The organism is Streptacidiphilus sp. EB129 (assembly GCF_041262645.1).
In the GTDB taxonomy this organism is placed as follows: domain Bacteria; phylum Actinomycetota; class Actinomycetes; order Streptomycetales; family Streptomycetaceae; genus Streptacidiphilus.
The window spans coordinates 58853-82123 of record NZ_JBGCCS010000032.1; the positions used below are offsets into that span (position 1 = coordinate 58853).

Consider the following 23271-nt stretch of genomic DNA (forward strand, 5'->3'; position numbering starts at 1 on the left):
CGACCTCGGTAAGACCTCCGTGTACACGGGATGACCACGGACCCTCAGCCCGGCCCGGCTCAGGTGTGCCGCGGTCAGATGTCGCGGTCAGATGTCGCGGAAGGTCTCGATGTGGGCGCCGATGGTGTTGAGGCGCTCGGCGAGGTCCTCGTAACCGCGGTTGATCACATAGACGTTGCGCAGCACCGACGTGCCGGTGGCCGCCAGCATCGCCAGCAGCACGACCACGGCGGGCCGCAGCGCCGGCGGACACATCATCTCGGCCGCCCGCCAGCGGGTCGGCCCCTGGACCCGGACCCGGTGCGGGTCCATCAGCTGGACGTCCGCGCCGAGCCGGTTCAGCTCGGTCAGGTAGATCGCCCGGTTGTCGTAGACCCAGTCGTGGATCAGCGTGGAGCCGTGCGCGAACGCGGCGATGGCCGCGAAGAAGGGGACGTTGTCGATGTTGAGGCCGGGGAACGGCATCGGGTGGATCTTGTCGATCGGCGAGCGCAGCTTGGACGGCCGCACCAGCAGGTCCACCAGCCGGGTGCGGCCGTTGTCGGCGTGGTACTCCTCGCCGCGCTCGTGGTCCAGGCCCATCTCCTCCAGCACCGCCAGCTCGATCTCCAGGAACTCGACCGGCACCCGGCGGATCGTCAGCTCGGACTCGGTGACCACCGCCGCGGCCAGCAGGCTCATCGCCTCGACCGGGTCCTCGGAGGGGGAGTAGTCGACGTCGCAGTCGATCCGGGGCAGCCCGTGCACGGTCAGCGTGGTGCTGCCGATGCCCTCCACCCGCACGCCCAGCTGCTCCAGGAAGAAGCAGAGGTCCTGCACCATGTAGTTGGAGCTGGCGTTGCGGATCACCGTCACGCCGTCGTACCGGGCCGCCGCGAGCAGCGCGTTCTCGGTGACGGTGTCGCCGCGCTCGGTCAGCACGATGGGCCGTTCCGGGTGCACCGTCCGGTCCACCTCGGCGTGGTAGATGCCGGTGGTCGCGGTGATCTCCAGGCCGAACCGGCGCAGTGCGTTGAGGTGCGGCTGCACCGTACGGGTGCCCAGGTCGCAGCCGCCGGCGTAGGGCAGCTTGAAGCGGTCGTGACGGTGCATCAGCGGGCCGAGGAACATGATCACGCTGCGGGTCCGCCGGGCCGCGTCGGTGTCCATGGCGGCCAGGTCGAGCTCGGCCGGCGGGGTCAGCTCCAGGTCCGCGCCGTCGTTGATCCAGCGCGACCTGACCCCGATGCTGCCCAGCACCTCCAGGATCCGGTAGACCTCCTCGATCCTGGCCACCCGGCGCAGCGTGGTCCGACCGGTCGTCAGCAGCGAGGCGCAGAGCAGCGCGACGCAGGCGTTCTTGCTGGTCTTGACGTCGATGCTGCCGGAGAGCCGCCGGCCGCCGATGACGCGCAGATGCATCGGACCGGCGTAGCCCAGCGAGACGATCTCGCTGTCCAGCGCGGCGCCGATGCGGGCGATCATCTCAAGGCTGATGTTCTGGTTGCCGCGCTCGATCCGGTTCACCGCGCTCTGGCTGGTGTCCAGAGCCTCCGCGAGTTGCGCCTGTGTCCAGCCACGATGCTGGCGGGCGTCACGGATGAGCTTGCCGATGCGGATGAGGTAATCATCTGTCACGGCTGTGACTCTATCTCACACATGAGATACCAGAGCTGAAGTACGGGCATTCGGGTGACGGAGCGCGCCGCCTCCCGGGGGAGCGCGCGCCACTTCCAGCGGCCTGCAAAAGAGAGCAAGCCGTTTGCGTGCTGTGCCATACACTTGCGGGCATGACGCGACGACTTGCTGAGGTGGCGCGAAAGGTCGGGGTGAGCGAGGCCACGGTCAGTCGTGTCCTCAACGACAAGCCCGGGGTCTCCGAGAACACCCGGACCGCGGTGCTCACCGCCCTCGACGTGCTCGGGTACGAGCGGCCGACCCAGCTGCGCGGCGAGCGCTCGCGCCTGGTCGGGCTGGTGCTGCCGGAGCTGCAGAACCCGATCTTCCCCGCGTTCGCCGAGGTGGTCGGCGGTGCGCTGGCCCAGCAGGGGTTCACCCCGGTGCTCTGCACCCAGACCGCCGGTGGGGTCTCCGAGGCGGACTACGTGGAACTGCTGCTGCAGCAGCACGTCTCCGGTGTGGTGTTCTTCGGCGGCCTCTACGCGCAGGCCGACTCCCCGCACGAGCACTACGAGCGGCTGGCCCAGCGCGGGCTGCCGACGGTGCTGCTGAACGCGGCGATCGAGGACCTCGGCTTCCCGCAGGTGTCCTGCGACGACGGGGTCGCGGTGGAGCAGGCCATGGGCCACCTGGTCTCGCTGGGCCACCGCAGGATCGGCCTGGTGCTGGGCCAGGCCGACCACATCCCGTCCCGGCGCAAGCTGGCAGCGGCCCGGGTGGCGGCCGAGCGGGCCGGGATCGAGCTGCCCGACAGTCAGGTCGAGCACGCCCTCTACTCGCTGGAGGGCGGCCAGGCCGCGACCACCCGGCTGCTGCAGCGCGGGGTCACCGGGCTGATCTGCGCCAGCGACCCGATCGCGCTGGGCGCGGTCCGCGCGGTGCGCCGCCGCGGGCTGCGGGTTCCCGAGGACGTGTCGGTGGTCGGCTATGACGACTCCTCCTTCATGACCTGCACCGATCCGCCGCTGACCACCATCCGGCAGCCGATCGAGGCGATGGGCCGGGCCGCCGTGGACCTGCTGGCCAGTGAGATCGCGGGCGCCCAGGTCACCCATGACGAGCTGCTGTTCGAACCGGAGCTGGTGGTCCGCGGCTCCACCGGGCCCGCGCCCCGCTAGCCCTGGTGGGGGGGCGCCCCGTCTCGTTCTGTCGCTGTTTTGCGCGAAATGATCCATATATTGTGATCATCTGTCGCCTGATACCCCACGCGAACGGGCGTGCGAGTGTTTGTTATCGTCGGCGGCATTCGTGTCGATGGGGGTATGTGACGATGACGGGCTTCAGGACGCCGCCGCAGGGTGACTTCCACAGCTACTCGGGTCTGGTCACCGCTCAGGGCGGCCACCTGGGGGACCTGGGCAAGTGGTGCGGTCACGAGTGCTCCGAGACCACCGGCCTGGACGGTCTGCTCGCGCTGCTGCGCGGCGTCGTCCCGGAGTTCTCCGGGTACTTCTCGGAGAAGACCGCCCAGTGCGTGCGCGGGATGCACTTGGTCTCCTCCAAGGTGGACCAGACCAGTTCCGGGTACACCGGTACCGACCAGGGCATAGCCGCCGGCCTGAGCAAGCTCTACCCGGCGCCGCTCGCGGGCTTCCCCGACCTCGGCGCGATCCCGGGCGCTTCCGCCGTCGGCAACTACACCGACGAGGACGTCAAGCCCACCGAGCCGACCAGCGGTGCCGACGACACCGCGAAGAACATCTCGCACCAGATGCTGACGATGCGTGAGGGCTTCAAGAGCGGGCCGGTGGCCGTCGCCGAGAAGGTCTTCAAGTACTTCACCGGCCAGAGCCTGGTGGCGCTGCTGCTGGAGCCGCTGGCCGGCGACTACGGGCAGCTGCTCTACCTGCACGACGCCTACGACCAGCTCGGCGACGGCCTCTACACGGTCACCGGCACGCTGCGGAAGGGCTCCTGGGCGCTCGGCTCGGAGTGGACCGGCCAGGCGGCCACCGCCTTCGACTCCTACATGTTCAGCTGGACCATGGGCATCGGCGGACTCGGCGACTGCGCCAAGGTCGTCGCGAAGATCTACAAGGACGGCTACGACGCCGTGGTCCTGCTGGTGCAGGCGGCGCTCCGGGAGATCAACAAGCTGATGATCGAGGTGCTGCCCAAGATGGCCAAGGAGGGCGAGGAGTGTCTCGGCGGCGACGCCGCCATCGAGGCCATCGGCGGCGGACCCGAGGACCCGGTCGCCGACGTGGTGGCCGGCATCTTCACGGCGGAGAAGCTGTACGAGCTCTACCGGACCATCTCCACCGCGATCTCGATCATCAACGGTATCGAGAAGACCTTCGAGCTGATCCAGAAGGCCGTCTCCACGATCGAGAACGCGATCCACGCGCTGGTCAAGGACTTCGAGTCGCCGATGCCGACGATCGGTAGCCTGATCAACGACGTGGAGCAGCGTGGCTTCAGCTTCGAGAAGAGCGGCTGGGACCCGACCCTCGGCGCCGTCCGCGTCGGCATGCTCCCCGCCGCCTGAGCGATTGGACCTCTGACATGACCTCACCTTTCTCCGGCAGCGGGATAGGCGGCCGCTCGCTCTCCGCACGCCAGGAGCGCGCCGCCGCGTCCGCCGCGCCGCCCGCTCCGTCCGCCGCGCAGCCCGGCAGTGTGGCCGCGCTGTGGCAGTCGGCGACCGAGAGCCCGGAGCAGCGGGAGATCGCCGGCGCCATCTACGCCCGCCTGAAGGCGGGCGCGCAGGTCGACGACGTCACCGACCTGATCGGCCGGCTGCGCCAGTCGGTCACCCGGCGGGCCCGGGTCGTGGGGCAGGGCGGCCAGTGATCGAGACGCTGCGCGAGCTCACCATCGTCGGTCGGCACGGGTTGAAGAGCACCACCTTCGAGGTGTTCACCGACGGCGGGCCGGCGCCGGTCGCGCGGCTGCACAAGGACTTCGTCTTCACCTCCAAGCACGCCCTGAGCATCTGCACCGGGCCCGGCCTGGACGTGCACGAGGGCTGGGTCACCCCGCGCACCGCCACCGGCCCGGACAAGGTCAGGCTGGGCACGGTCGACCATCGCAGCACGCTGGTGGCGAGCCGCGAGGTGTGGACCTTCGAGCAGGAGGGGCTGCCGGCGCTGACCGGCGAACCCACCGGGATGACCAAGCTGCGCTACGGCCCGGTGCTGGCGCTGGCGCCGATGAAGCGCTCGATGGACTCGCTGCTGCAGTACCGGATCCGGTTCCAGGGGCCGGGCTGCGAGGGCTTCGAGCTGGCCCGGCTGGTCGGGGTGCGCCACCCGCGGTACTCGCTGCGGATCCTGGACGACCGGGTCAGCCGCCGGCTGGCGCTGGCCACGGTGCTGTACTACGACCGGGTGCTGGACGGCGACCTGCGCAAGGCCGTCCTGGAGGACTGGCTCACCCCCATCCTCGGCAGCGGCAGCTAGCCGGCCCCGGTCACCTCCTGCGGCGGTCACCACCCCCGGCTGTCGGACCAGGGGTGGCTGCGGGCCGGGTGACGCGGGCCGGGTGACGTGGGCCGGAGCGGCCTACTGCGGGCGGTTCCAGCTCCAGGCGTAGCGGTGGTCGTCGGTGGCGCGGGCGCCCTCGGCGAGGTCCAGCGGGCGGAAGGTGTCGACCATGACCGCCAGCTCGTCGAAGGACTCCGCGCCGATGCTGCGCTCGTACGCGCCCGGCTGCGGGCCGTGGGTGTGGCCGCCGGGGTGCAGCGAGACGGAGCCCTGGCCGATGCCGGAGCCCTTGCGTGCCTCGTAGTCGCCGCCGCAGTAGAACATCACCTCGTCGCTGTCCACGTTGGAGTGGTAGTACGGCACCGGGATGGAGAGGGGGTGGTAGTCCACCTTGCGGGGCACGAAGTTGCAGATGACGAAGTTGTTGCCCTCGAACACCTGGTGCGCCGGCGGCGGCTGGTGGATCCGGCCGGTGATCGGCTCGTAGTCGCTGATGTTGAAGGCGTAGGGGTAGAGGCAGCCGTCCCAGCCGACCACGTCGAAGGGGTGCTCGGGGGTGGTGAAGATCGTCCCGCCGATCCCGCCGCCGACCCGGTGCTTCACGTAGATCTCGGCCTCGCCGGGCTCGTCCGAGACCAGCGGGCCGTCCGGGCCGCGCAGGTCGCGCTCGCAGAACGGCGCGTGCTCCAGCAGCTGCCCGTACTTCGACAGGTAGCGCCGGGCGGGGGTGATGTGGCTGTTGGCCTCGATGGCGTAGAGCCGCAACGGGACGTCGCCGGTGGGCAGCCAGCGGTGCGTGGTGGCCCGGGGGACGATCACGTAGTCGCCCTCACCGACCTCCAGGCTGCCGAAGACGCTCTCCATCACGCCACTGCCGGACTCGACGTAGACGCACTCGTCCCCTATCCCGTTGCGGTAGAGGGGGGACGGCAGTCCGGCGGCCACGTAGGCGATGCGGACGTCGGCGTTGCCGAGCACCACCCGGCGGTCCCGCACCGGGTCGCACTGCCGCCAGCTCTCGCCGGGGAACAGGTCGTGCAGTCGGAAGTGGTACGGCTTCAGTGGATGGTTGGGCTCGGTCTTGTCCTCGGGCAGTGCCCAGATCCGGCTGTCGACCAGCGCGGACGGCAGGTGCCGGTGGTAGAGCAGCGAGGAGTCGGAGAAGAATCCCTCCTCTCCCATCAGCTCCTCGAAGTAGAGGGCCCCCTCGGCATCCCGGTGCTGGGTGTGCCTCTTCGGGGGGACCGATCCCGCGCTGCGGTAGTACGCCACCTTTTCGCCTCCTGAGCGACTCTGGCCAGGGCTGATGCCCGGTGGGGCACCAGCACCCATCCCATTGCGCGCACCCCGCCGCTGTCAAGGAACGCCGGGTCGGCGGCAGCGTCCCGGTGCGTTGCCGGGCTCTACGGGCTCGTCGAGGGACGGCAACGCCCGGGACACGTGGATGTAACGATCAGTCCGCCTTGCAGAAAGTTGCTGCAAGGACTTTCCATGCCGGTCATACCGCTGTTACGTTCCTCCCACCCCCACCCCACTAGGGCACCCACCCTTCCCCAAGGAGTTCACAATGCGTCGTGGCATTGCGGCGGCTGTACTGGCAGCAGCGATAGCGGTTTCTGCAAGCGCTTGCGGGAGTGGTGGCAGCGGTGGCTCGTCCGCCAAGGCGGCCGGCCCGGTCACCATCACCTGGTGGGACACCTCGGACGCCACCAACGAGGCGCCCACGTACCAGGCCCTGGTCGCGGACTTCGAGAAGGCCAACCCGGACATCACGGTCAAGTACGTCAACGTCCCGTTCGCCGACGCGCAGACCAAGTTCCAGACCGCGGCCGGCAGCAAGGGCGCCCCCGACGTGCTGCGCTCCGACGTCGGCTGGACCCCCGGCTTCGCCAAGGCAGGCTACCTGGTCCCGCTGGACGGCACCCCCGCCGCCGCGGACACCAGCGCCTTCGAGAAGCAGCTGATCACCCAGGCCAGCTACAGCGGCCACCTGTACGGGGTCCCGCTGGTCACCGACACCCTGGGCCTGATGTACAACAAGGCGCTGTTCGCCAAGGCCGGCATCACCACCGCGCCCACCAGCTGGGACCAGCTGAAGGCCGACTCCGCCCTGGTCAAGCAGAAGGACGGCGTCGACGGCTTCGACTTCAACGCCGCCTCCTACTACGCGATGCCGTTCCTCTACGGCGAGGGCACCGACATGGTCGACGCCACCGCGCAGAAGATCACGCTCAGCTCGCCGGCCGCGGTCAAGGGCATCAACACCATCAAGGACCTGCTCGCCAGCCCCGGCGTGGGCAAGCTGGACACCACCGCCAACGCCTACGCGAGCATGATGGACCGCTTCGAGAGCGGCCAGGTCGCCATGATCGTCCAGGGCCCGTGGGAGACCACCAACGTCTACAAGGGCACGGCCTTCAGCGACAAGACCAACCTGGGCATCGCCCCGGTCCCGGCCGGCTCCACCGGCAAGTCCGGCGCCCCGATCGGCGGGCACAACCTGGTCGCCTACGCCGGCTCGGACGCCGCGCACCAGGCCGCCTCGGAGAAGTTCATCGCGTTCATGACCTCCGCCCAGTCGCAGCAGACCATCGCGACCAAGAACGCCACCCTGCCCACCCGCAGCGACGCCTACACCCCGGCCGTCACCGCCAACCCGGGCATCGCCGGCTTCCAGACCATCCTCGGCGCCGGCGTCCCGCGTCCGCCGCTGGCCGAGTACAGCTCCATCTACGGCCTCTTCAACACCGAGCTGCTGAAGATCCTGGCCGGCCAGGAGAGCACCCAGGCGGGAATGGACAACGCGACCACCGCCACCAGGAAGCTGCTCCCGGGCTTCGCCACCCAGTGACCGTCCGTCCGGTGGAGCGCCTCGTGCCTGGGGCGCTCCACCGGACGCGGCGCCGCCCGCACTCCCTCGTCCCAGAGCCCCAGAGCCCCAAGCCCCAGAGCCAGAACCCCAGAGTCAGAGCCACAGAGCCGAAGAGGTGTCAGACCGATGACCGTCGCCGTCCAGGGCACAGCCCGCGAGGAGCGTCGCGACCGTGAACCGCGCACCGGGCTGGTGGCTCGGCTGCGCCGCTCGTACGACCAGTACTGGTACGCCTGGGCGATGTGCCTGCCGGTGGTCCTGGTCATCGGCGCACTGGTGGGCTACCCGCTGGTCCAGGGCTTCCTGCTGACCTTCACCAACGCCAACAGCCTCAACGTGGGCCGCACCATCGGGGTCAACCACATCCCCGACAGCTACAGCTGGGTCGGCCTGCAGAACTACGTCGACCTGCTGACCGGTCCCGACAACCAGTTCTGGCCGCACTTCGTCTGGACCATCGTCTGGACCGTGGTCTGCGTCGCGCTGACCGTCGGCATCGGGCTCGGCCTGGCCGTGCTGATGAACCGCAAGATGCGCTTCCGCACCTTCTACCGGGTGCTGCTGATCCTGCCCTGGGCGGTGCCCACCTTCGTCACCGTCTTCTCCTGGCGGCTGCTGCTCAGCGACGGCGGGGCGGTCAACAGCCTGCTCGGCGCGCTGCACCTGGGCACCCCGGCCTGGCTCAGCGACCCGCTGTGGCAGAAGGTCGCCGCGATCCTGGTCAACACCTGGTGCGGAGTGCCGTTCATGATGCTGTCGTTCCTGGGCGGGCTGCAGGCCATCCCCAGCGAGCTGCACGAGGCCGCCGAGGTGGACGGGGCCTCGCCGTGGCAGCGCTTCACCCAGGTCACCCTGCCCGGGCTGCGCCCGGTCAGCGGCACGGTGATCCTGCTCGGCATCATCTGGACCTTCAACCAGTTCAACGTCATCTACCTGCTCTTCGGCGCCGGCTCCAGCGACAGCGTGCAGATCCTGGTCACCTACTCCTACCAGCTGTTCTTCGGTCAGATGCCGCAGGACTTCGCGAACTCGGCGGCCGTCGGCATCCTCTGTCTCTCCCTGCTGGTGGTCTTCACCGGCATCTACCGCCGGGTGCTGGCACGGAGCGAGGCCGCCTCGTGAGCACCGACGCCCTCCCGGACCGCAGCGACACCGCAGGAGCCGACCCCATGACGACCGCGAACGCGTCGACGTCGAGCACGGCCAGCATGAGCACCACGAGCAGCACCATGACCACCTCGGCGACCACGGACGACACGGCCATCCCCAAGAGCACCGCCCCCGCGAGCGCGGAGGGTCACGGCGGCGGCCGCCGCCGGCCGCTGCGGCGCGGCGAGCGCGGCCGGGCCGCCTCGGTCGGGCTGCACAGCCTGGTCTCGCTGGCCGCGCTGGTCGCGGCCCTGCCGGTCGCCTGGATCGTGTTCATCTCGCTGGGCCCCGGCGAGGACGACTACCTGCACCCGGGCCGGATCCTGCACACCGCCTCGCTGTCCAACTACAGCTTCGTCATCGAGCACACCGAGTTCGGGCAGTGGATGCTGAACTCGCTGATCGTCTCGCTCGGCACGATGCTGGTCGGGGTGCTGATCGCGGCCAGCGCCGGCTACGCGGTCTCCCGGATGCGCTTCCCCGGCCACCGGCCGCTGATGTACACCTTCCTGCTCACCCAGATGTTCCCGGTCGCGGTGCTGCTGGTCCCGCTCTACCGGATGATGGCCGCCCTCAACCTGCTGGACACCTACCAGGGGCTGATCCTGGCCTACTGTTCGGTCGCCGTCCCGTACTGCGCCTGGCTGCTGAAGGGGTACTTCGACACGGTGCCGGTGGAGATCGACGAGGCCGGCCGGATCGACGGGCTCTCCCCGTTCGGCACCTTCTGGCGACTGATCATCCCGCTGTCCCGGCCGGGCCTGTCGGTGGCCGCCTTCTACACCTTCCTGACCGCCTGGGGCGAGGTCGCCTTCGCCTCCGGGTTCATGCTCTCCTCCGACAAGTACACGCTCGCGGTGGGCCTGAAGACCTACATCAGCCAGTTCAACTCGCAGTGGAACTACATGGCCGCGAGCGCCGTGCTGATCGCCGTACCGGCCGGAGTCGTCTTCTACCTTGTTCAGAAGCACCTGGTGAGCGGCCTCACCGCCGGCGGAACCAAGGGTTGACCTGCCCGGGCCGACCCGCCCGCCCCCGCCGACTCGCCAGCTGCCCGTCTCCTGAGACCCGAAGGATCCCATGACCACCCAGCACTCCGCCGTTGCGACCGTTCCCGCGTCCGACTCCGGGAGCAGAACCGGCTGGTGGCGCGACGCGGTGATCTACCAGGTCTACCCGCGCAGCTTCGCCGACGCGAACGGCGACGGGATGGGCGACCTCGAAGGGGTGCGCGACCGGCTGCCGTACCTACGGGACCTGGGCGTCGACGCGGTCTGGCTGTCGCCGTTCTACGCCTCCCCGCAGGCCGACGCCGGCTACGACGTCTCCGACTACCGGCTGGTCGACCCGATGTTCGGCGACCTCGCCGACGCCGAACGCCTGGTCGCCGACGCGCACCGGCTCGGCCTGCGGGTCATCGTCGACATCGTCCCCAACCACGCCTCCAGCGAGCACCCCTGGTTCCGCCAGGCGCTCCGGGAGGGTCCGGGATCGCCGCTGCGCGGCCGGTTCCACTTCCGCCCCGGCAAGGGCGAGTCGGGTGAACTGCCGCCCAACGACTGGGAGTCCATCTTCGGCGGCCCCGCCTGGACCCGCACGGTCAACCCGGACGGCACCCCGGGGGAGTGGTACCTGCACCTGTTCGCCCCCGAGCAGCCCGACTTCGACTGGGACAACCGCGCCGTCGCCGACGAGTTCCGGTCGATCCTGCGGATGTGGCTGGACCTCGGCGTGGACGGCTTCCGCATCGACGTCGCGCACGGTCTGGTGAAGGCCGCCGGGCTGCCCGACCTGGGCGTCCACGACCAGCTGCGGCTGCTGGGCAACGAGGTGCTGCCGTTCTTCGACCAGGACGGCGTGCACGAGATCTACCGCGACTGGCGCCGGATCCTCGACGAGTACGGCACCGACCCGCGGACCCGCCGCATCGCCGTCGCCGAGGCGTGGACCCCGACCGTGCTGCGCACCGCCCGCTACCTGCGCCCGGACGAGCTGCACCAGGCCTTCAACTTCCAGTACCTGGGCACCGCCTGGGACGCCGAGGCGCTGCGCGAGGTGGTCGGGCTGACCCTGGACGCGATGCGCCCGGTCGGCGCCCCGGCCACCTGGGTGCTGTCCAACCACGACGTGGTGCGCCACCTCACCCGGCTCGGCAGCGGCGTCGACCGGGAGCAGGACCTGCGCCGCGCCCGCGCCGCGACCCTGCTGATGCTGGCCCTGCCCGGCTCCGCCTACGTCTACCAGGGTGAGGAACTGGGCCTGCCCGAGGTCCTCGACCTGCCGGACGCGGTCCGCCAGGACCCGGCGTTCACCCGGGCGAAGGGCGGCGGCTCCGAGGGCGGCGGCTCCGAGGGCGGCGAGGCCGAGGGGCAGGAGGGCATGCGCGACGGCTGCCGGGTGCCGCTGCCCTGGTCCGGTACCGAGGCCCCGTACGGGTTCGGGCCGGTCGCGGGCGGGCCGAGCTGGCTGCCGCAGCCGGCCGAGTGGGCCAAGCTCAGCGTCGAGGCGCAGACCGGTGACCGCAACTCCACCCTGGAGCTCTACCGCGGCGCCCTCGCCGTGCGCCGCGAGCACCCGGCCCTGGGTGGCGGCGACTCGGTCGACTGGGACGACGCCCCGGCTGGCGTGCTCGCCTTCCGGCGCACGGCCGCTGACGGAGTGTTCGGCTGCACCGTGAACACCACGACCGAGACGGTGCGGATCCCCGCCCCGGGCCGGCTGCTGCTGGCCTCCGGCCCGGTCACGGTGGCTGCGACCGCCGGGATCGCCGGGGCATTCGGGACCGCCGGCGCTGGGGAGTGGGTCGACCTCCCGGGGGACACCACCGTCTGGTGGGACTGCTGACATGACGTCACCAACCTCGGCGGCCGCCGTGCCGACGGCCCGGCTGGCCGACATCGCGGCCCAGGCGGGCGTCAGCGAGGCCACCGTCTCCCGGGTGTTCAACGGCAGGCCGGGGGTCTCGCCGACGACCCGCCAGTCGGTGCTGGCGGCCCTGGACGTGCTCGGCTACGACCGGCCGGTGCGGCTGCGGCAGCGCAGCGCCGGACTGATCGGACTGATCACCCCGGAGCTCAACAACCCGATCTTCCCGGCGCTGGCCCAGGTGATCGAGCAGGTGCTGACCCGGCACGGCTACACCCCGCTGCTGTGCACACAGACCCCGGGCGGCTCCACCGAGGACGAACTCGTGGACATGCTGGTGGAGCGCGGGGTCACCGGCATCGTCTTCGTCTCGGGGCTGCACGCCGACACCACCGCCGACATGGAGCGCTACGCCCGGCTGGCCGGCCGCGGGGTGCCGTTCGTGCTGATCAACGGCTACAGCGAGGGGATCTCCGCACCGTTCGTCTCGCCGGACGACCGCGCCGCGATGCGGATGGCGGTGCAGCACCTGGTCGAGCTCGGGCACGAGCGGATCGGACTGGCCCTGGGCCAGCGCCGGTTCGTGCCGGTGCTGCGCAAGCTGGAGGGGTTCGCGGCCGCCTGCCGTGAGCTGCTGGGCCAGTCCGAGGCGGAGACCTCGTCCCTGATCCAGCACACCCTGTTCAGCGTCGAGGGCGGCCACGCCGCCACCGGGGCGCTGCTGGACTCCGGCTGCACCGCGATCGTCTGCGGCAGTGACCTGATGGCCTTCGGCGTGATCCGCGCCGTCCGGCAGCGCGGCCTCTCCGTCCCGGGGGACGTGTCGGTGGTCGGCTTCGACGACTCGCCGCTGATCGCCTTCGCCGACCCGCCGTTGACGACGATCCGGCAGCCGGTCGAGGCGATGGGCGCGGCCGCGGTCGACGCACTGCTGGAGGAGATCAACGGCAACGCCATGCACCGCGCCGAGTTCGTGTTCCAACCGGAGCTCGTGGTCCGCGGCTCGACCGGCGGAGCACCGCGACCACGCACGTCCTGAACAGCACGGGTGACGGGAGGCCGACGGAGGGCGGGCAAGGGCCGGGCGGCCTCCACGCCGGTCGTTAATGCAGTGCGCCCGGCGGCCGACCCCGGTATGCAGGGAGCCGCACTCCCGCTCGTCCGCTGAGCTGCTGTCAGCCGCCCGACCTGCCATGCCTCACCACGACCCGCCAGGAGCCAGGTGTTCTCCAGCTACCGCCGCATCTTCGACGCCCCCGGCGCCGCCGCCTTCGTCCTGGCCGGGCTGGTGGCGCGCTTTCCGATCGGGATGATCGGGGTCGCGGCGGTGTTCATGATCACCGGAGCGCACCACTCCTACGCGCTGGCCGGGGCGCTGGGAGCCACCGTGCTCGCGGTCGTCGCCGCCGCCGGACCGCAACTGTCCCGGCTGGTGGACCGGTACGGGCAGGCCCGCGTCGGGATCCCCGCCGTGCTGGTGGCGACCGGCGGCGGGCTCGCCGAGGTCCTCTGCCTGCAGCTGCACGCACCGACCTGGACCCTGTTCCCCACGGCGGCGCTGAGCGGCCTCGGGCCCAACGTTGGCGCCTGCTCCCGGGCCCGCTGGTCGGTGCTGTACCAGGGCGACGAGGATGCCCTGCACAGCGCCTACGCGTTGGAATCGGTGCTTGAGGAGCTCACCTTCATCCTCGGTCCGATCGTCGCGACCGGCCTGGCCACTGGTCTCTTCCCGTCCGCCGGGTACCTGACGGGCACTCTGGTCCTGCTCGGCGGGGTGCTGCTGTTCTGCGCGCAGCGGCGCACCGAACCGCCGGTCCAGGCGCCCGGACCGGGAGCGCGGCAGGGTTCCGCGCTGCGCTCCACCGCCCTGCGGGTGCTGGTGCTGGTGCTGCTCGCCACGGGCGGGGTGTTCGGGGTCATGGAGATCACCACCATCGGCTTCGCCGACGCCCACCACCACAAGGCCGCCGCCAGCCTGGTCCTCTCCTGCTACGCCCTGGGCTCCGGCGTGGCCGGATTCGCCTTCGGCACGTGGAAGCCGAGGAGCAGTCCGGCCCGCCGGCTCCCGCTGTGCCTGCTGGCGATGACCGTCACGCTGGCACCGCTGCCCTTCGTCGGCAGCCTGCCGGTGCTGGCGGGGTCGCTGCTGGTCGCCGGTCTCGCCACCGCCCCGACCCTGGTCACCAGCATGGCCCTGGTACGGGAGTGCGTCCCGTCCGGACAGCTCACCGAGGGCTTCAGCTGGGCCGTCACCGGCCTGCTGCTGGGGGTCTCGGCCGGTGCTGCGGCCGGCGGCTGGGCCGTGCAGCACCTCGGGGCCGGGGCGGGCTTCCGCATCCCGGTCGCGATGGGCGCCACGGCCCTGCTGCTCACCCTGCTCGGCCGCCGTCGGCTGGCCCCCGCGCCGATCGAACCTTTCGAACCGTCAGGAGAGTTCGTCCAGGTGCAATAAGCTGCGATGCTGTAGGGGTACTGCAGCTACCGGGGACGGCCCCCGGCACCGGACCGAGTGGAGACACCGGATTTGAACACGGCGCGGCTGGCGGACATCGCGGCCCAGGCGAAGGTGAGCGAGGCCACCGTCTCCCGCGTGCTGAACGGGAAGCCGGGGGTCTCGGCCACCACCAGGCAGACGGTGCTGGCCGCCCTGGACGTGCTCGGCTACGAGCGCCCGACCCGGCTGCGGCAGCGCAGCGCCGGGCTGATCGGTCTGATCACGCCGGAGCTGAGCAACCCCATCTTCCCGGCGTTCACCCAGGTCATCGAGCAGGTGCTGACCCGCTACGGCTACACCCCGGTGCTCTGCACCCAGACTCCCGGCGGCTCGACCGAGGACGAGCTGGTCGAGCTGCTGGTGGAGCGCGGCGTGACCGGCATCGTCTTCATCTCGGGGCTGCACGCCGACACCACCGCCGACATGGAGCGCTACGCCAAGCTCACCGGCAAGGGCGTCCCGTTCGTCATGATCAACGGGTACAGCCCGAAGATCAGCGCACCGTTCATCTCCCCGGACGACCGCGCGGCGATGCGGATGGCGGTCCAGCACCTGGTGGGTCTCGGCCACGAGCGGATCGGCCTGGCCGTCGGCCCGGCCCGGTTCGTGCCGGTGGAGCGGAAGCTGGAGGGCTTCGCCGAGGTGCTGAAGTCCCAGCTGGGCCTGAGCGGCGCCGAGGCGGCGGGACTGGTGCAGCACTCGCTGTTCAGCGTCGAGGGCGGCCAGGCCGCGGCCGGCGCGCTGCTCGACCGGGGCTGCACCGCGATCGTCTGCGGCAGTGACCTGATGGCCTTCGGCGCGATCCGCGGGGCCCGCGCCCGGGGCCTGTCGGTCCCCGGGGACGTGTCGGTGGTCGGCTTCGACGACTCGCCGCTGATCGCCTTCGCCGACCCGCCGCTGACGACGATCCGTCAGCCGGTCGAGGCCATGGGCTCCGCCGCGGTCAATGTGCTGCTGGAGGAGATCGGCGGCAACCCGGCCCAGCGCGGCGAGTTCGTCTTCCAGCCCGAGCTGGTCGTCCGCGGCTCCACCGCAGCCGCCCGCCCCCGCCCCTGACCTGGCTTTGGACCTGGCGGTCGGCCGGGCGAGGGGCAGGTCAGCGGGTCCAGTCCTTGAGCGGCTCGGTGTCCAGGGTGATGCCGATCGGTGCGGGGAGGACGACGGCCTTGCCGAACGGCACGGTCTGCGTGGTCTCGTAGCGGATGCCGTCGGGCTCGCCGTGCACGGTGACCACTCCGCTGTCGCGGTCGATCAGCAGGTAGACGGGGATACCCGTCTCGGCGTAGGCACGGGGCTTCTCGACGCGGTCGCGCTGGTCGGTGTCGGAGTCGTACGACGTGACCTCCACGACCATGAGCACCTCATCGGTGCCTGCCCAGTCACCCTGGCCCACGAACGCCTCGCTCGGGGCGAGCACTCCGTCCGGGCGGGCATGGCCACTGCGGTAGGTCTGGACCAGGAGCCCCTGATCGTGCAGCCAGAGGTCAGGGCGTGTCTGGATGCAGATCCGCGTCAGCCACTGGATGATTCGGCCGTGATCGCCGTCGGGCACGGACTTGACCCCCAGCTTGCCGTTGATGAACTCCAGGCGCACACCCTCGGCCGAGCGGGCAGCGAGACGCGCGAACTCCTCGAACTCCTGGGGCAGCATCTGGGGACGATCCGAGATCGCGGTCACGACTGGTCTCCTTCGCCTGTCTGCCTCGTGAGGGTTCCTGACGTCTGCTGGACGCTGGTCCAGTGATGGGCGCGCTCAGTGACAAGCGGGAGTGCGCCGCTGCTCCGGTTTCGACGATAGTGCATGGGGTGCGCGGCAGACCCACGCCCGGCTCGGGGCGCACCGGCCGGCGCCCCGAGCCGGGCATGGGTCTGCCGGCTGGGCTGCTGCTCCGACGTGGGTCAGGTCTGCGTCGGGTCCTGGTCGATGCCGAGGGCGCCGAGGTAGTGGCCCAGGGCCAGGCGGGCGATGGTGGGGTAGGCGCCGAGGACCTCGGAGGCGGGGCAGTCGGTCTCGTGGGCCACCGCCTTCAGCAGGTCGGCGTCGGCCTCGGGGCCGATCAGGCAGGGCGCGAGCGCGGGCTGCGCGCAACCGGTCGCGCGCAGGTGCGCCACCGCGGCGGCGACCGATCCGGGCTGGTCGAGTGCGGCGGCGACCACCGGTACGGCCAGGCGTGCCGCCAGCAGGACACCGGTGACCTCGGCCCGCTGCAGCGAGTCGATCCCGCCGGTGACGACCAGCACGATGCCGTCGGCGGCGGTGTTGACGGCGAACAGCCGGGCCCGGTCGGCGCGGGCCAGGCCGGCCTCGGACAGCCGGACGTGCAGCGCCTCGGCCAGCAGCGGGTGCGGGCCGAGCGGTTCGGTGACCCTGATCTCGCCGAGCGTGGCCGAGATGTCCTCCAGTACCCGCTCCAGCACGGCATCGGTGCCGGGGACCAGCGGCACCACGATCGGTGCGGGCCGCCCGGCCGCGTGGGCCTCGCCCAGCAGCCCGGCCAGCGTGGCCGGCTCGCGCGGCACGGACTCCCCGAAGAAGCCGAAGACCGGCAGCTCCTCCGCCACGGTGCCCACCGCCACGCCGTCGACCCCACCGTCGACGGCGCCACCGAGCAGCGCGGCACCGCCGAGCACATCGCTACCGAGCACATCGCCGTCGAGCGCGGTGCCGTCGAACGCCGTACCGTCGAGCGCGGTGCCGTCCGCCACCGCCCCGCCGGTGGCGTCACCGGCGACCGCCTCATTGTCGGCCGCTTCGGCTTCGACCGTATCGGTGCCGGCTGATCCGGCGTCGACCGGTCCGGTCGCGGACGCGAGGTACGCGGCATGGACGTCGATGCCCGGCTGCTCGGCGCGGATCAGTGAGACCAGCTCGTCGGCGGTCTGCTGGGCCGCAGCACTTGCCTCACCGGGTACGGCGAGGAGCAGCGCGGGGGCGTCCACGGGCAGCTGGGGGAGTTCGGGCCGACGGTGTCGGCCGCGCGACCGCGCGCCCGGTGTGCGGACGGGGAGCGGGGTGCTGGAGGGGGCGGCAGAGCTCATGTCGGACGATCGTAGGTCATACGTACGGTAAGCGGCAGTCGGGCACCCGCTTTGTCCCCGAACCCGTCACACTCCACCGCCATTCGGCAGCAAATCGCGAACTATGTCCGTTTGATTCACCAAAAGTTCACAGGAACTCGTCCGTGGACGATATTTCGCGGTAGTGAAACCTGATGCTGGTGAGCAGCGTCACATAAGTGCGTGATGCATGTGGTTACTGACTGTGGGTCACGATGAAACTCCAAGCCGTTGATCTTGGGGTGAATCCGGCGCAGGCTGCACCGCTTTCGTTGCCGAGAGCGACGGGGCAGGAGTGGTTTGTCCCTTTCGGTCCGTCAACTCAGGAGTGCGGAGCGCGAGTTGTCACATGGGGTGAACGCATGTGCACACGCATAAGCGCCTGCACGTGCAGCTGCACTGGCATTATCATCACGTGCAGTGAGGCGCCTCTCTGCCCCATCTCGCGCAGCTCGCACATCCGGGAGACACCAATGCGTCGCATGTACAACGGCATGGCCGCCACGGAGATCGACGGGGTGGTCTGGCAGAAGAGCCGGCTGAGCAACTCCCAGGGCGACTGCGTGGAGTTGGCCCGGCTCGCGGACGGCGACGTGGCGGTGCGCAACTCGCGCTTCCCGGAGGGGCCCGCGCTCATCTATACCCGGGCCGAGATTGCCGCGCTGTTCGACGGGGTGAAGAAGGGCGAGTTCGATCATCTGGCGGAGCAGGGCTGACCGGCCCGTGCGGCCCGCGGCCGGCCACCCGCCCGTCCTCGGCGGGACCGGACCGCCTGCGTGACGCACGGCCCCGGTCCGGGGCCCTGAGGGGACGTGAAACTCCGGGAACCGGTACTCGGTGCGGACGTGGGGTCCTGATCCACGTCTCCAGGGTTCGGAGTTCCAGGGTTCGGAGTTCCGGGGTTCGGAGTTCCGTGGAGAGCTGCCAACGGCGGCATGGGACGCGCTCAGCGCGTGCCATGCCGCCGTTCTTCCCCCTCGGGCAGTGCGACTGCCCCCCCCGGTAGTTCGAACAGGGCCCAGACCACCTTGCCGGCGGACACCGGGTGCCAGCCCCAGGACTGGCTGAACGAGTCCACCAGGTGCAGTCCCCGGCCGGACTCGGCGACCCAGTCGGCCTCCCGGGCCACCGGGCCGTTGGCGCTGGGGTCGCTCACCGCGCAGACCACCTGGGGGGAGCGCCGAACCAGGCTCAGACGTATGAGTGGTGACGCTGCGTCAGCGCCACCGTCCAACTGGTGCCCGATCGGGCTCTGCCGCTCGGCGGTCCGCTCTCCGCGTCGGCCCCAGGGGCTGGTCCGCTGCTCGGGCAGGGCCACCGAGGCAAGTGCGTGCCGCAGCGCGTTGGTGACCAACTCGCTTGCCACCAGCGCGATGTCGTCGAAGAGGCCACCGAGCTCCCAGCGGTTCAGGGTCAGCTTGGTGAACTCGCGCGCGGTGCGTACCGACTCATGCCGAGGGGCGAGCGCACAACTGACCACGTCCGGGTCCGCGGCCAGTGCCGGGCTCAGGCCCATGAAGAGCTCCTCCCATAAGGGCGCTGTCGCAGCCGTCGCTGCTGAAGCTGCTCCTGACGGGACGCCGCGCGCTACGCCTGAGGCCGCCTCGTCCGCGAAGGGTTCGCGAGGCGGGAGCTCGACGTGGCGTGAGGGGGGAGCGGACTCCCCGCAGGACTGCCAGTGGGTGTGCAGGTGCACGTGCATCATGGTCCTCTCCGCATACGTCAGATGCAAGAGTGGATTCACGTGCAAGTGCGAAGACGGCATATGCACGTGCAGATTCATTTGCAGGGAGTAGTCTCATGGTTGCTCGCCGGAGGCGGGGCCGGCGCTCTGTCCGACTTCTTGACACCGACCTGTCCGTTTGGGCACCCTTCGCCACCGGACAGTGGCAGACTGTGCGCTGATTTCACCGGGTGGAGGTCCAACGGAATGACCACAGTTCAGCCGGGGAGCGGCTCGATGGTGCGCCGCATCCTCCTCGGCTCCCAGTTGCGCCGACTCCGTGAGGCAAAGGGCATCAGCCGCGAAGACGCGGGCTACACCATCCGGGCCTCCGAATCGAAGATCAGCCGCATGGAACTCGGCCGCGTCAGCTTCAAGGAGCGGGACGTGACGGATCTTCTCAGCCTGTACGGCGTGGACGACGAGACCGAACGCGCCGCCCTGCTCACCCTGGTCCGCGAGGCCAACCAGGCCGGCTGGTGGCACAGTTTCAGCGACGCCATGCCCAACTGGTTCCAGACCTACGTCGGCCTGGAGGAGGCCGCCGCGCTGATCCGCACCTATCAGGTGCAGTTCATCCCCGGCCTGCTGCAGACCGAGGACTACGCCCGCGCCATCATGCTGCTGAACCGCCCGCACATGGACCTGGGCGAGGTCGACCGCCGGATCAACGTCCGGATGCGCCGTCAGAAGCTGATCGCGGACGGCGACGGGCCCCGGCTCTGGGCGGTCATCGACGAGGCCGCGCTGCGCCGCCCGGTCGGCGGGCCGGCGGTGATGAAGATGCAGATCCAGCGGCTGATCGACGCCGCGGAGATGTCCAACGTGGTGGTCCAGGTGATGCCGTTCCGGTTCGGCGGCCACGCCGCCGAGAGCGGCGCGTTCACCATCCTGCGCTTCCCGGAGCAGGACCTGCCCGACGTGGTCTACCTGGAGCAGCTCACCAGCGCCCTCTATCTCGACAAGCGCGACGACGTGGACCAGTACGTCCAGGTGATGGAACGGCTCAGCGTCGACAGTCAGACTCCGGAGAGCAGCGTGGAGTTGCTCGGTTCACTCCTCAAGGAGCTCTGACCCGCTCCCGACCGAGGGGGCGTCAGGATGTGCCGGGCGCTCGGGGATGCCCGGTCCCAGGGCGGTGTCCAGCCCGTAGCGGGCGAAGAGGTCCGCCCGGATCAGCATCGGCGAGGACTCCGCGCCGGGCAGCAGCAGACCCATACAGGCGCCCATGAGCGCGCTGCGCAGCAGTGCGTGCTCCGCGACCGGGTCCGGCGCCGCGCGCCGCCGCAGCACCCCGCGCAGCAGCTCTCCGAAGCGCTGCTGCTCCTCGTCCTGGATGAACCCGCCGCCGCTGCTGTTGGGGGCCAGGATCAGCGCCAGATGGGTGCGCATCAGGGTCGGCCGGTTCAGTGCCAGGGACAGCACCGTGTCGATCGAGGTGGCCAGCCACAGATCGGGACTGTCCGCGTCGTCCAGCAGTTCCAGCGCCGCCGCCAGGGTGATCCGCATCAGCCGGTGCGTGGCCGACTGCAGCAGGACCCGCTTCCCGGGGAAGTAGTACGAGACCAGCCCCCGTGCCAGCCCGGCCCGCTCGGCGATGTCGCCGAGAGTCGTGCCGCGGAAGCCTCGTTCGTCCACGAGCTCAACGGTGGCCTGCATGATGCGCGCCCGCGACCGTGCCCGCATGGCCTCGTTGACTGACGCGCGTCGAGGTGACATGGTGCTCCTGCGTTTGTTGGCTGCAGGCCAATATACGGTCGGCGGCCGGCGCACGCCGCCCGGGCGGTTTCGCCGACGCGGGGGATCGGCGAAGCCGGCTCGGGACACAGGACGGTTCGGCCCACCCGCCTCGTTAAGGCGAACTCTTTCGAGCCAAGTCTTTCGAGCGTACTGTTTCGAGCGTGATCTTTCGAGACGAGGGCTCCGATGAGAGCTCCGCCGAGGCGCCGAGGCGTGCGCCCCGACGCCTGACCGACCCGAAGGCCATGCGTGCCGTGGCCCATCCCACCCGCCTCGCCCTGATCGAGGCGCTCGGCCTCCGGGGCACGCTGACCGCCACCGAGGCCGCCGCGATCGTCGGCGAGTCGCCCACCAACTGCGCCTTCCACCTGCGCACTCTCGCCAAGTACGGCTTCGTCGAGGAGGCCGGCGGCGGCGCCGGGCGGCGTCGGCCCTGGCAGCTGCGGCACATCGGCTTCGTCTTCGACGAGGCCGCCGCCGGGAGCGGTGAGGGGGACGGCGACGGGGCCGACGATGCGGAGGGTGCGGCGGACGGCGCCGACGGGCCGGACCGGCCGGAGAGCCGGCACGCGTCGGACGCCCTGTCGGCGCTGCTCTGGGAGACCTGGCTGCGGCGGCTCGACGGCATCGCCACCCGGCGCGCGGGCTTCCCGGCGGAGTGGCGGGCCCTCACCGGCGCCTCCGAGACCGTGATGTACCTGACGCCCGACGAGGCGGAGGCGTTCCAGGCCGAGATGCTCACGCTGCTGACCCGCTACCACGACCGCCTGGAGAACGCCGCGCTGCGGCCCGCCGGGAGCGTCCCGGTCGAGCTCATCCAGTTCACCTTTCCGTACGACGCCACCCGAGCCGACGCGACCCGCGCCGACGCGACCCGCGCCGATGCCACCCGGGTCGACGTCCCCCGAGCCACGGAGCAGTGACCGCCATGAGAGAGCTCCTCACCCAGCGCACGGTCCGGCTCTTCATAGCCGGGCAGGTCCTGTCCACGCTCGGCGACAGTTCGCTCTGGATCGCCATCGGCATCTGGATCAAGCTGCTCACGGGCTCCTCCTCCGCCGCCGGGCTGGCGTTCTTCGCGGTGATCGTCGGCACGATGTGCTCTCCGGCGGCCGGGCTGGTGGTGGACCGGGTCCGCCGCCGCCCGTTGCTGATCTGCCTCAACCTGGCCACTGCCGTGCTGGTGCTGCCGCTGCTGCTGGTGCACGGCCGCTCCGACCTGTGGATCTGCTACGCCGTGCTGGCCGGCTACGGCTTCCTGTCCGGACTGATCGGCTCGGCGGAGACCGCGCTGATGCAGGCCATGGTGCCGGCCGAGCAGCTCGGCGCGGCCAACGGCCTGCAGCAGACGCTGCTGCAGGGCCTGCGCCTGGTCGCGCCGCTGCTGGGCGCCGGACTGCTCACCGCCTTCGGGATAGCCCCGCTGGTGCTCGGGGATGTGGCCACCTTCCTGGCCGGCGTCCTGCTGCTGTCCCTGATGCGGGTCGACGAGAAGGTCGCCGAGCGGTCCCGGGAGCCGCTGGGGCGGCAGCTGACGGCGGGGGTCCGGCACATCGTCGCCGTGCCGGTGCTGCGCCAGCTGGTGTTCGCCACGGTGCTCGCGGTGGTCGCCTTCGGCTGCTCCGAGACCGTGATGTTCGCGGTGGTCGGCCAGGGACTGCACCGCCCGCCCGGATTCCTGGGCCTGCTCTTCTCGGCGCAGGGCATCGGCGGGGTGGCCGGAGGCCTGGTCGCGGCGGCGGTGCTGCGACGGACCGGCGCCGGGCGGCTGGTCGCGCTGGGGCTGGCCGCCGCGGCCGTCGCCTTCCTGTTGCTGACCCTGCCCAGCCTGTTCACCGCGGTACCGGCGGTGGTCCTGATCGGGGTCAGCCTGCCGTGGGTCATCGTGGGCCTGATGACCGTCATGCAGCAGAACACCCCGCCGGAGCTGATGGGCCGCGCCGACACCGCCCTGAACGTGCTGATCTCCGCACCGCAGGCGGCCGCGATCGGCGCCGGCGCCGCGCTGCTCGCCGTCGTGGACTTCCGGCTGATGCTGGCGGGGATGGCCGCGCTCATGGCCCTGGGCGGCGGCTACCTGGCCACCCGCCGGGAGCAGCGGGCTCCCGCGCCGGAGGCCGCCACCGCCGACGCCGAGCCGGGCCCGGAGCCGGATCCTGCGGATCGGCCAGGGGCAGCCCTGGGCAGCTGACTGCAGCACGGGTGGCCGGTGGCACGGGTGCCCGTGGCAGAGGCGGCCGGTGGGACGGGTGGGCGGCCGGAGCCGTCGGGGGCCGATCGAAGGGGG

At 70.9% G+C, this 23271-nt stretch carries 21 protein-coding genes; 15 read left to right on the top strand and 6 right to left on the bottom strand.

Annotation, left to right across the window (positions count from 1 at the left end; translation table 11 throughout):
- Positions 1-87: 87 nt before the first annotated feature.
- The gene (locus tag ABH925_RS29655; protein WP_370152840.1) at positions 88-1617 is read right to left on the bottom strand and encodes a UDP-N-acetylglucosamine 1-carboxyvinyltransferase; all 1530 of its coding nucleotides are present in this window, start codon (positions 1615-1617) and stop codon (positions 88-90) included.
- Positions 1618-1769: 152 nt separating this feature from the next.
- On the opposite strand from ABH925_RS29655, the gene ABH925_RS29660 reads away from it, so the two are divergent.
- From ABH925_RS29660 to ABH925_RS29675, 4 genes are all read left to right on the top strand, one after another.
- Positions 1770-2777, top strand: a complete 1008-nt coding sequence (locus ABH925_RS29660; protein ID WP_370152842.1) for a LacI family DNA-binding transcriptional regulator — start codon at positions 1770-1772, stop codon at positions 2775-2777.
- 152 nt (positions 2778-2929) lie between these two features.
- Positions 2930-4147, top strand: a complete 1218-nt coding sequence (locus ABH925_RS29665; RefSeq protein ID WP_370152844.1) for a WXG100 family type VII secretion target — start codon at positions 2930-2932, stop codon at positions 4145-4147.
- A gap of 17 nt (positions 4148-4164) precedes the next feature.
- The gene (locus tag ABH925_RS29670) at positions 4165-4452 is read left to right on the top strand and encodes a hypothetical protein (protein ID WP_370152846.1); all 288 of its coding nucleotides are present in this window, start codon (positions 4165-4167) and stop codon (positions 4450-4452) included.
- On the top strand, positions 4449-5060 hold the full coding sequence (locus tag ABH925_RS29675) for a hypothetical protein (RefSeq protein ID WP_370152848.1): 612 nt from the start codon (positions 4449-4451) through the stop codon (positions 5058-5060). Before ABH925_RS29670 ends, ABH925_RS29675 begins: the two co-directional genes overlap by 4 nt.
- Positions 5061-5162: 102 nt before the next feature.
- Here ABH925_RS29675 and ABH925_RS29680 read toward each other — a convergent pair whose 3' ends face one another.
- Positions 5163-6356, bottom strand: coding sequence for a homogentisate 1,2-dioxygenase (locus ABH925_RS29680; protein ID WP_370152850.1), 1194 nt, complete (start codon positions 6354-6356; stop codon positions 5163-5165).
- Positions 6357-6651: 295 nt separating this feature from the next.
- On the opposite strand from ABH925_RS29680, the gene ABH925_RS29685 reads away from it, so the two are divergent.
- The 7 genes from ABH925_RS29685 (at position 6652) to ABH925_RS29715 (ending at position 15520) form a co-directional block, all read left to right on the top strand.
- On the top strand, positions 6652-7935 hold the full coding sequence (locus ABH925_RS29685; protein ID WP_370152852.1) for an extracellular solute-binding protein: 1284 nt from the start codon (positions 6652-6654) through the stop codon (positions 7933-7935).
- Positions 7936-8082: 147 nt separating this feature from the next.
- The gene (locus ABH925_RS29690; RefSeq protein WP_370152854.1) at positions 8083-9078 is read left to right on the top strand and encodes a carbohydrate ABC transporter permease; all 996 of its coding nucleotides are present in this window, start codon (positions 8083-8085) and stop codon (positions 9076-9078) included.
- 86 nt (positions 9079-9164) lie between these two features.
- Positions 9165-10115, top strand: coding sequence for a sugar ABC transporter permease (locus tag ABH925_RS29695; RefSeq protein ID WP_370152896.1), 951 nt, complete (start codon positions 9165-9167; stop codon positions 10113-10115).
- Positions 10116-10185: 70 nt separating this feature from the next.
- Positions 10186-11949, top strand: coding sequence for a glycoside hydrolase family 13 protein (locus ABH925_RS29700; RefSeq protein WP_370152855.1), 1764 nt, complete (start codon positions 10186-10188; stop codon positions 11947-11949).
- A gap of 1 nt (position 11950) precedes the next feature.
- On the top strand, positions 11951-13009 hold the full coding sequence (locus ABH925_RS29705; protein ID WP_370152857.1) for a LacI family DNA-binding transcriptional regulator: 1059 nt from the start codon (positions 11951-11953) through the stop codon (positions 13007-13009).
- A gap of 183 nt (positions 13010-13192) precedes the next feature.
- Positions 13193-14422, top strand: a complete 1230-nt coding sequence (locus ABH925_RS29710) for an MFS transporter (RefSeq protein WP_370152859.1) — start codon at positions 13193-13195, stop codon at positions 14420-14422.
- A gap of 72 nt (positions 14423-14494) precedes the next feature.
- Positions 14495-15520 (top strand): LacI family DNA-binding transcriptional regulator, encoded by a 1026-nt coding sequence (locus tag ABH925_RS29715; RefSeq protein ID WP_370152861.1) that lies wholly within the window; start codon positions 14495-14497, stop codon positions 15518-15520.
- Between the two features lie 40 nt (positions 15521-15560).
- Here the strand turns inward: ABH925_RS29715 and ABH925_RS29720 are convergent, their stop codons facing one another.
- Together ABH925_RS29720 and ABH925_RS29725 are read right to left on the bottom strand one after the other, a co-directional pair.
- Positions 15561-16142, bottom strand: coding sequence for a Uma2 family endonuclease (locus ABH925_RS29720; protein ID WP_370152863.1), 582 nt, complete (start codon positions 16140-16142; stop codon positions 15561-15563).
- Positions 16143-16363: 221 nt separating this feature from the next.
- Positions 16364-17503 (bottom strand): sirohydrochlorin chelatase, encoded by a 1140-nt coding sequence (locus ABH925_RS29725; RefSeq protein ID WP_370152865.1) that lies wholly within the window; start codon positions 17501-17503, stop codon positions 16364-16366.
- A gap of 491 nt (positions 17504-17994) precedes the next feature.
- On the opposite strand from ABH925_RS29725, the gene ABH925_RS29730 reads away from it, so the two are divergent.
- Positions 17995-18237 carry a DUF397 domain-containing protein gene (locus tag ABH925_RS29730; protein WP_370152866.1) on the top strand — a complete coding sequence of 81 codons (243 nt, stop codon included), beginning with the start codon at positions 17995-17997 and terminating at the stop codon, positions 18235-18237.
- A 230-nt stretch (positions 18238-18467) separates the two neighbouring features.
- On the opposite strand, the gene ABH925_RS29735 is transcribed toward ABH925_RS29730, so the two are convergent.
- A complete protein-coding gene (locus ABH925_RS29735; protein WP_370152868.1) occupies positions 18468-19037 on the bottom strand; it encodes an ATP-binding protein in 570 nt (189 codons plus the stop codon).
- Positions 19038-19451: 414 nt separating this feature from the next.
- Here ABH925_RS29735 and ABH925_RS29740 point away from each other — a divergent pair, with 414 nt between their 5' ends.
- A complete protein-coding gene (locus tag ABH925_RS29740) occupies positions 19452-20318 on the top strand; it encodes a helix-turn-helix domain-containing protein (protein ID WP_370152869.1) in 867 nt (288 codons plus the stop codon).
- Here ABH925_RS29740 and ABH925_RS29745 read toward each other — a convergent pair.
- A complete protein-coding gene (locus tag ABH925_RS29745; RefSeq protein ID WP_370152872.1) occupies positions 20298-20882 on the bottom strand; it encodes a TetR/AcrR family transcriptional regulator in 585 nt (194 codons plus the stop codon). The genes ABH925_RS29740 and ABH925_RS29745 overlap by 21 nt on opposite strands.
- 263 nt (positions 20883-21145) lie before the next feature.
- Between ABH925_RS29745 and ABH925_RS29750 the strand changes: the two genes are divergently transcribed.
- Complete coding sequence (locus tag ABH925_RS29750; protein ID WP_370152874.1) at positions 21146-21907, top strand: winged helix-turn-helix domain-containing protein; 762 nt, start codon at positions 21146-21148, stop codon at positions 21905-21907.
- A 5-nt stretch (positions 21908-21912) separates the two neighbouring features.
- The gene (locus ABH925_RS29755; RefSeq protein ID WP_370152876.1) at positions 21913-23175 is read left to right on the top strand and encodes an MFS transporter; all 1263 of its coding nucleotides are present in this window, start codon (positions 21913-21915) and stop codon (positions 23173-23175) included.
- The last annotated feature ends 96 nt before the right edge of the window (positions 23176-23271 follow it).

Coding starts and splice junctions, on each gene's coding strand:
- ABH925_RS29740 (WP_370152869.1), top strand. CDS start 19,452: ATGACCACAGTTCAGCCGGGGAGCGGCTCGATGGTGCGCCGCATCCTC.
- ABH925_RS29690 (WP_370152854.1), top strand. CDS start 8,083: ATGACCGTCGCCGTCCAGGGCACAGCCCGCGAGGAGCGTCGCGACCGT.
- ABH925_RS29730 (WP_370152866.1), top strand. CDS start 17,995: ATGCGTCGCATGTACAACGGCATGGCCGCCACGGAGATCGACGGGGTG.
- ABH925_RS29670 (WP_370152846.1), top strand. CDS start 4,165: ATGACCTCACCTTTCTCCGGCAGCGGGATAGGCGGCCGCTCGCTCTCC.
- ABH925_RS29700 (WP_370152855.1), top strand. CDS start 10,186: ATGACCACCCAGCACTCCGCCGTTGCGACCGTTCCCGCGTCCGACTCC.
- ABH925_RS29755 (WP_370152876.1), top strand. CDS start 21,913: ATGAGAGAGCTCCTCACCCAGCGCACGGTCCGGCTCTTCATAGCCGGG.
- ABH925_RS29660 (WP_370152842.1), top strand. CDS start 1,770: ATGACGCGACGACTTGCTGAGGTGGCGCGAAAGGTCGGGGTGAGCGAG.
- ABH925_RS29725 (WP_370152865.1), bottom strand. CDS start 17,503: ATGAGCTCTGCCGCCCCCTCCAGCACCCCGCTCCCCGTCCGCACACCG.
- ABH925_RS29735 (WP_370152868.1), bottom strand. CDS start 19,037: ATGGGCCTGAGCCCGGCACTGGCCGCGGACCCGGACGTGGTCAGTTGT.
- ABH925_RS29705 (WP_370152857.1), top strand. CDS start 11,951: ATGACGTCACCAACCTCGGCGGCCGCCGTGCCGACGGCCCGGCTGGCC.
- ABH925_RS29665 (WP_370152844.1), top strand. CDS start 2,930: ATGACGGGCTTCAGGACGCCGCCGCAGGGTGACTTCCACAGCTACTCG.
- ABH925_RS29695 (WP_370152896.1), top strand. CDS start 9,165: ATGAGCACCACGAGCAGCACCATGACCACCTCGGCGACCACGGACGAC.
- ABH925_RS29685 (WP_370152852.1), top strand. CDS start 6,652: ATGCGTCGTGGCATTGCGGCGGCTGTACTGGCAGCAGCGATAGCGGTT.